Origin of the sequence: Lonsdalea britannica, from assembly GCF_946477055.1 — a bacterium.
GTDB classification, from domain to species: domain Bacteria; phylum Pseudomonadota; class Gammaproteobacteria; order Enterobacterales; family Enterobacteriaceae; genus Lonsdalea; species Lonsdalea britannica_A.
In genome coordinates this window covers 1-6,782 of record NZ_CAMKXG010000190.1, presented here as the reverse complement: position 1 = coordinate 6,782, position 6,782 = coordinate 1, and the positions used below count along the sequence as shown (strand labels likewise).

Below are 6,782 nucleotides of genomic sequence, written 5' to 3'. Positions count from 1 at the left end.
AGTTTTAAAACTAATGTAATTCCTGTAAGGAAAATATGAGATCACGCCTGTAATTATTAATATCTCTGTTTTTTATATTTGCAGTGTAATGCCTGCTGGATCACATAATTACCCTTATTTCAGCCAGCGTCCTCATTTTTATTTCTTTTTATTTTGTGATGCTAATCACTCAGCACTCAATCATCCTCACGGATGAACGCTACCCGCAGGCGTTCGCTTCCGGTGTCGAGGTATCCCCTCTGTCGAGCCGATAGCTTTTTAGCCCCTCTTTTTTCACCTTACGCAGATAGTCTTTTTCAGCCACATCAAATGAAAATTTGAAAATCACAATCCCCCCTTTTTTGTGACAAAAATATCATTGTTGCGAGATTAATCCTGAAAACTAACGCGGAGGACAAGAAGGGTAAGATGAATTTCATATAGTTATTTTTCGCCTTTAAATTACCGACTTTGGACTTTTTTGTAATTTTAGGCTTAATTTTTTATGTATATCGGATTTTAAATCTGAAGTGAGAGGCTTTTTTCTTTTTTTAGTTCGTCATAACGCGCTGGAGGACCTTGTAAATCCATATTGGGTGTATTGACCTGAATGTGAACAGTTGACAAATTGATGACACTGCTGGAAATGGCACCGTCCGTGTGTGGGTATTTCCCTGTGTTTTCTTCGACAAGCAGGGAAGCATCGCACGGCTTATTTTCCTGGTTACTGATGCCTGTCACGGTAACGCCGCAGTATGCGGGCCACGAAATAAAAACAACGGTCCGTCTGCTAACACACAACATCCATACTATGAGGCATACGTAAATGGCTAAATCCATGATGAAATCAAGGATGCTGAGGCTTGGCCTTGGACTGCTGGCGCTCTCGGTGACGGCGGGCGTGCAGGCTAAAACGTTAGTGTATTGCTTGGAAGGTTCTCCGGAAGGTTTCAATCCGCAGTTGTACACATCAGGCACGACGTTCGATGCCAGTTCGGTGCCCATCTATAACCGTCTGATTGAATTCAAAAATGGGACCACCGAGATCGAGCCTGGTCTGGCTGAGAAGTGGGATATCAGCGACGACGGCAAAACGTACACCTTCCATTTGCGCAAAGACGTGAAATGGCAAAGCAGTAAAGATTTCAAACCGACGCGCGGCCTGAATGCCGACGACGTGCTGTTCTCATTCCTGCGGCAGCTCGATGTGAATCACCCGTACCACAAAGTGTCAGGCGGCAGCTATGAGTACTTTGAAGGCATGGGGATGCGAGACCTGATCGAGAAAGTGGAAAAAGTCGACGACCACACTGTACGTTTCCATCTGACCCACGCCGAGGCGCCATTTGCCGCCGATCTGGCGATGGATTTTACCTCCATTTTATCCGCTGAATACGCCGATGCGATGATGAAGGCTGGAACGCCTGAAAAAGTCGATCTGAACCCGCTCGGCACCGGTCCGTTCCAGTTGCAACAATATCAAAAAGACTCGCGCATTCTGTATAAAGCGTTCGATGGTTTCTGGGGACAGAAACCGGGCGTAGATCGCCTGGTCTTCTCCATTACGCCTGACGCCTCAGTGCGTTACGCCAAGCTGCAGAAAAACGAATGCCAGATCATGCCCTATCCCAACCCGGCGGATTTGGCCAGCATGAGGAAGGATAAGAACCTGATTCTGCTTGAAAAGCCGGGTCTTAACGTTGGCTATCTCTCCTATAACGTCGAGAAAAAGCCGCTGGATAATCTCAAGGTACGGCAGGCGCTGAACTATGCCGTCAACAAACAGGCCATTATCGAGGCCGTCTATCAGGGCGCCGGTCAGGCGGCCAAAAACCTGATCCCGCCCACCATGTGGGGTTACAACGATGCGGTGCAGGATTACACCTATGACCCGCAGAAGGCGAAAGCGCTGTTGCAGGAAGCCGGACTAAGCGATGGTTTTACGATTGATCTGTGGGCCATGCCGGTCCAGCGACCGTATAACCCAAATGCGCGCCGTATGGCGGAGATGATTCAGTCTGACTGGGCCAAAATCGGCGTGAACGCCAAGATTGTGACCTACGAATGGGGCGAATATTTGAAACGTTCCAAAGACGGGGAGCATCAGACCGTCCTGTTTGGCTGGACCGGCGACAATGGGGACCCGGATAACTTCTTCGCGACGCTGTTTAGCTGCGATGCCGCTCGCAAAGGCTCCAACTACTCCCGTTGGTGCTACAAGCCGTTCGAGGATGTCATACAGCCGGCTCGGGCCATCTCCGATCAGGCTAAGCGCATCGAGCTGTATAAACAGGCGCAGGTCATCATGCACGATCAGGCCCCGGCGCTGATCATCGCCCACTCGACGGTGTATGAACCGATTCGCAGTAACGTAAAAGGTTACGTCATCGAACCGCGCGGCGTGCATAACTTCAACCATGTGTCCCTGGATTAATCACTGACCACGATGCGATGTCGCTGCGTGCTTGCGGGTGCGCAGCGACGATGAATGCTGCAGGTGGCGACTCCTGATCGATCCGCCGACGGGTCGGTCATCCATAGAGAGTGCGGATATGTTTCAGTTCATACTCCGGCGGTTGGGGCTGGTTATCCCCACGTTTATCGGTATCACCCTACTGACCTTTGCCTTTGTGCATCTGATCCCCGGCGATCCTGTCATGATCATGGCCGGAGAGCGGGGGATCACTCCGGAACGTCATGCCCAACTGATGGCGGAAATGGGTCTGGACAAGCCCATGTGGCAACAGTACGTCCACTACATCGACGGCGTTTTGCATGGCGATTTAGGCACATCGCTCAAAAGCCGGACTTCAGTCTGGGACGAGTTCGTTCCGCGCTTCAAGGCCACTTTCGAACTTGGCGTGTGCGCCATGCTTTTCGCTATTGTGATCGGTATTCCGGTGGGCGTCCTGGCGGCCGTCAAACGTGACTCACTCTTCGATCATGCGGCAGTGAGCGTCGCGTTGACCGGTTATTCCATGCCGATCTTCTGGTGGGGAATGATGCTCATCATGCTGGTTTCCGTTCATTTTAATCTCACGCCGGTCTCCGGCCGGGTAGGCGATACCTTATTTCTGGACGAGTCTCTGCCGCTGACCGGCTACATGCTTATCGACACTTTTATATGGGGAGCAGAAGGCGACTTCACTGATGCGGTGATGCATATCATTTTACCTTCCATCGTACTCGGGACGATCCCACTGGCGGTCATTGTGCGTATGACGCGCTCTTCCATGCTGGAAGTGCTGAGCGAGGATTATATCCGCACGGCGCGCGCCAAGGGGTTGAGCCGCCTGAGGGTGGTTGTGGTGCATGCCTTGCGCAACGCGATGCTGCCGGTGGTCACGGTGATAGGACTTCAGGTCGGCACTTTGCTGGCGGGCGCCATTCTGACCGAAACCATTTTTTCCTGGCCGGGGCTGGGGCGCTGGCTGATGGACGCCTTGCAACGCCGCGATTACCCGGTCGTGCAGGGCGGCGTTCTATTGGTGGCGTCGCTGATCATTCTGGTCAATGTGCTGGTGGATCTGCTGTATGGCGTGGTGAATCCGCGTATCCGGCATGGCAAATAGGAGGCCACGATGACGCAACTGACTCAACCCGCGGCGAATACGGCACCGACGCCGTTAACGCCGCTACAGGCGTTCTGGCACGACTTCTGTCGCAACAAAGGCGCCGTCGTGGGACTGGCCTACATCGTGATGATGATATTGATCGCGCTCGGGGCGGGAGTACTGGCGCCGCACTCGCCGTCCGAACAATTTCGTGAAGCGCTGCTCGCGCCGCCGGTCTGGCAGGATGGCGGCAGTTGGTCATTCCTTCTTGGCACCGACGATGTGGGGCGCGATATGTTGTCCCGCCTGATGTACGGCACGCGTCTGTCGCTGTTGGTCGGGTGTCTGGTGGTGGCGATCTCCCTACTGTTTGGAACCGTGTTGGGGTTAATCTCCGGCTACTTCGGCGGTCTGGTGGATGCCGCTATCATGCGGCTGGTGGACATCATGCTGGCGTTGCCGAGCTTGCTGCTGGCGCTGGTGCTGGTCGCGATATTCGGCCCGTCGATTGTGAATGCGGCCATCGCGCTGGTGTTCGTTTCGCTGCCGCACTATGTGCGTCTGACGCGCGCTGCGGTGCTGGTGGAAGCCAACCGTGACTACGTTACCGCCTCTCGCGTCGCGGGGGCGGGCGCCATGCGGCAGATGTTCCTCAATATCCTTCCTAACTGCCTTGCGCCGCTGATTGTGCAGGCGTCCATGGGGTTTTCCAACGCGATTCTGGATATGGCGGCGCTGGGGTTTCTGGGAATGGGCGCGCAGCCGCCCACGCCGGAATGGGGAACCATGCTGTCGGACGTGCTGCAATATGCGCAAAGCGCCTGGTGGGTCGTGACCTTTCCGGGACTGCTGATTCTGTTGACGGTACTGGCGTTCAATTTGGTGGGGGACGGCTTGCGCGATGCTCTCGACCCCAAACTCAAGCAGGCGTAGAGGAAGAGCGATGGCGTTACTTAACGTAGAACACCTGTCCGTGAGTTTCGGCGAGGGCGCGCAGCCGTTCAAGGCGGTCGATCGCGTCAGCTATCAGGTTGAACGCGGTCAGGTTGTCGGGATTGTCGGCGAATCCGGCTCCGGGAAATCGGTCAGCTCGCTGGCCATCATGGGATTGATCGATGCTCCCGGTCAGGTCACGGCCGATAGCCTGACGTTCGACGAACGCGATTTGATCGCCATGCCGGAGAAGGCGCGCCGTCAGCTGGTGGGCGCGGAAGTCGCGATGATTTTTCAGGACCCGATGACCAGCCTTAACCCCAGCTACACCGTAGGATTCCAGATTATGGAGGCCATCAAGGTGCATCAGGGCGGCAACCGCCGGACCCGACGCCAGCGGGCCATCGACCTGCTGACGATGGTCGGGATTCCGGATCCGGCCTCGCGGCTGGACGTTTATCCTCATCAGCTGTCGGGGGGGATGAGCCAGCGGGTCATGATAGCGATGGCGCTTGCCTGCCGTCCGCAGCTGCTGATCGCCGATGAGCCTACGACTGCGCTGGATGTCACCATTCAGGCGCAGATTATCGAGCTGCTGCTGACGCTGCAACAGCAGGAGAATATGGCGCTGATACTGATTACCCACGATCTGGCGCTGGTCGCCGAAGCGGCGCATCAAATCATCGTGATGTATGCCGGGCAGGTCGTGGAGTCGGGGCTCGCCAGTGAGATTTTTAAGGCGCCGCGTCATCCCTACACGCAGGCGTTGCTGCGGGCGTTGCCGGAGTTCGCCGAGGATAAATCGCGGCTCGCTTCGCTGCCGGGCGTTGTCCCCGGCAAATATGATCGGCCCTTGGGTTGCCTGCTGAACCCGCGCTGCCCGTATGTCACGGACCACTGCCGCCAGCAAGAGCCCGTGCTGCAACCTTGGGGCGATCGCCGGGTGAAGTGCCATACGCCGTTGGATGATTCGGGGAGGCCCAGTTTATGAGTCATGACAACGAGGTGCGTCAGGACGTGCTGCTGGAAGCGCGGGCGTTGAAAAAATACTACCCGGTGAAGTCCGGGCTATTTCAGCCTGAGCGGGTGGTAAAAGCGCTGGATGGCGTCTCCTTTACGCTGGAAAGAGGTAAAACGCTGGCCGTGGTCGGCGAATCCGGCTGCGGTAAATCGACGCTGGGCCGCCTGTTGACGCTGATTGAAACGCCGTCTCACGGCGAACTCTATTATCAGGGACAAGACTTGCTGAAGGCAGACCCTGCGGCTGAAAAGTTGCGGCGGCAGAAAATCCAGATCGTGTTTCAAAATCCGTACGCGTCGCTGAATCCCCGCAAGAAGATTGGTCAGATTTTGGAAGAACCGTTGGTGATCAATACGGCGCTGAGTCGCGCTGAACGGCGGGAAAAGGCGCTGGCGATGATGGATAAGGTTGGTTTGAGAACGGAGTTCTACGACCGTTATCCGCACATGTTTTCCGGCGGGCAGCGTCAGCGCATCGCTATCGCGCGGGGATTAATGTTGGACCCGGACGTGCTGATCGCGGACGAACCGGTTTCCGCGCTGGATGTGTCCGTCAGGGCGCAGGTGCTGAATCTGATGATGGACTTGCAGCAGGAGCTAGGCTTGTCTTACGTCTTCATTTCTCACGATTTATCGGTGGTCGAGCATATCGCCGATGAGGTGATGGTGATGTATCTGGGCCGCGCTGTCGAGCAGGGGAGCAAGGCGCAGATTTTTGACCATCCACGCCATCCCTACACTCAGGCGCTGCTTTCCGCGACGCCGCGCCTGAACCCCGATTTGCGCCGCGAGCGCATTAAACTGAGCGGGGAGCTGCCCAGCCCGCTGAATCCGCCGCCGGGTTGCGCGTTCAACACCCGTTGCCGACGCCGGTTCGACGCCTGTGTGGCACGCCAGCCGCAGCTTATCGCCTACGGTGAACGGAAGGTGGCCTGCTTTGCGGTGGATGAGGAAGAGGCGCTGTCCCAGCCCGTATCACAATAAGAACCGGTCATAAAGCCCGTCAGACGTTAGTTCAGGCGTCTGGCGGGTTTCCTGTTTCTGTGCTGTAACGCCGCCGACAACGGCATGCCCGCTCATCCAATCCAACAGACGCGGGGGTTTTATAGCGAAAAGGTGGAAAAGTCCGGAATGTAACATGCTGTTTTTCAAGTCGGAAAAAGGAAAGGTCATGAGGACTTTATCGCGTCGGATAATCCTATTTTTCATCGCAACAATGCCCGAGTCTTGGTAATTAAATATTACGTTTTTTATTATAAAAACTGTCTCTTATACACATCTCCGAGCCCACGAGAC

General features: G+C 55.4%; 7 protein-coding genes. 5 read left to right on the top strand and 2 right to left on the bottom strand.

Annotation, left to right across the window (positions count from 1 at the left end):
- Positions 1 to 199 precede the first annotated feature (199 nt).
- Together Q7O77_RS12630 and Q7O77_RS12625 are read right to left on the bottom strand one after the other, a co-directional pair.
- On the bottom strand, positions 200 to 328 hold the full coding sequence (locus tag Q7O77_RS12630) for a hypothetical protein (protein WP_304167824.1): 129 nt from the start codon (positions 326 to 328) through the stop codon (positions 200 to 202).
- A 170-nt stretch (positions 329 to 498) separates the two neighbouring features.
- Positions 499 to 720 (bottom strand): hypothetical protein, encoded by a 222-nt coding sequence (locus tag Q7O77_RS12625; RefSeq protein ID WP_304167821.1) that lies wholly within the window; start codon positions 718 to 720, stop codon positions 499 to 501.
- Between the two features lie 85 nt (positions 721 to 805).
- On the opposite strand from Q7O77_RS12625, the gene dppA reads away from it, so the two are divergent.
- The 5 genes from dppA (at position 806) to dppF (ending at position 6,470) form a co-directional block, all read left to right on the top strand.
- Positions 806 to 2,413 carry a dipeptide ABC transporter periplasmic-binding protein DppA gene (dppA, locus tag Q7O77_RS12620; RefSeq protein WP_304167818.1) on the top strand — a complete coding sequence of 536 codons (1,608 nt, stop codon included), beginning with the start codon at positions 806 to 808 and terminating at the stop codon, positions 2,411 to 2,413.
- A 118-nt stretch (positions 2,414 to 2,531) separates the two neighbouring features.
- Positions 2,532 to 3,551 (top strand): dipeptide ABC transporter permease DppB, encoded by a 1,020-nt coding sequence (dppB, locus tag Q7O77_RS12615; protein ID WP_304167817.1) that lies wholly within the window; start codon positions 2,532 to 2,534, stop codon positions 3,549 to 3,551.
- Between the two features lie 9 nt (positions 3,552 to 3,560).
- Positions 3,561 to 4,466 carry a dipeptide ABC transporter permease DppC gene (dppC, locus tag Q7O77_RS12610; RefSeq protein WP_304167815.1) on the top strand — a complete coding sequence of 302 codons (906 nt, stop codon included), beginning with the start codon at positions 3,561 to 3,563 and terminating at the stop codon, positions 4,464 to 4,466.
- A 10-nt stretch (positions 4,467 to 4,476) separates the two neighbouring features.
- Positions 4,477 to 5,457, top strand: coding sequence for a dipeptide ABC transporter ATP-binding protein (dppD, locus tag Q7O77_RS12605; RefSeq protein WP_304167813.1), 981 nt, complete (start codon positions 4,477 to 4,479; stop codon positions 5,455 to 5,457).
- Positions 5,454 to 6,470: a dipeptide ABC transporter ATP-binding subunit DppF gene (gene dppF, locus Q7O77_RS12600; protein WP_304167811.1), complete on the top strand. Its 1,017-nt coding sequence runs from the start codon at positions 5,454 to 5,456 to the stop codon at positions 6,468 to 6,470. Before dppD ends, dppF begins: the two co-directional genes overlap by 4 nt.
- The last annotated feature ends 312 nt before the right edge of the window (positions 6,471 to 6,782 follow it).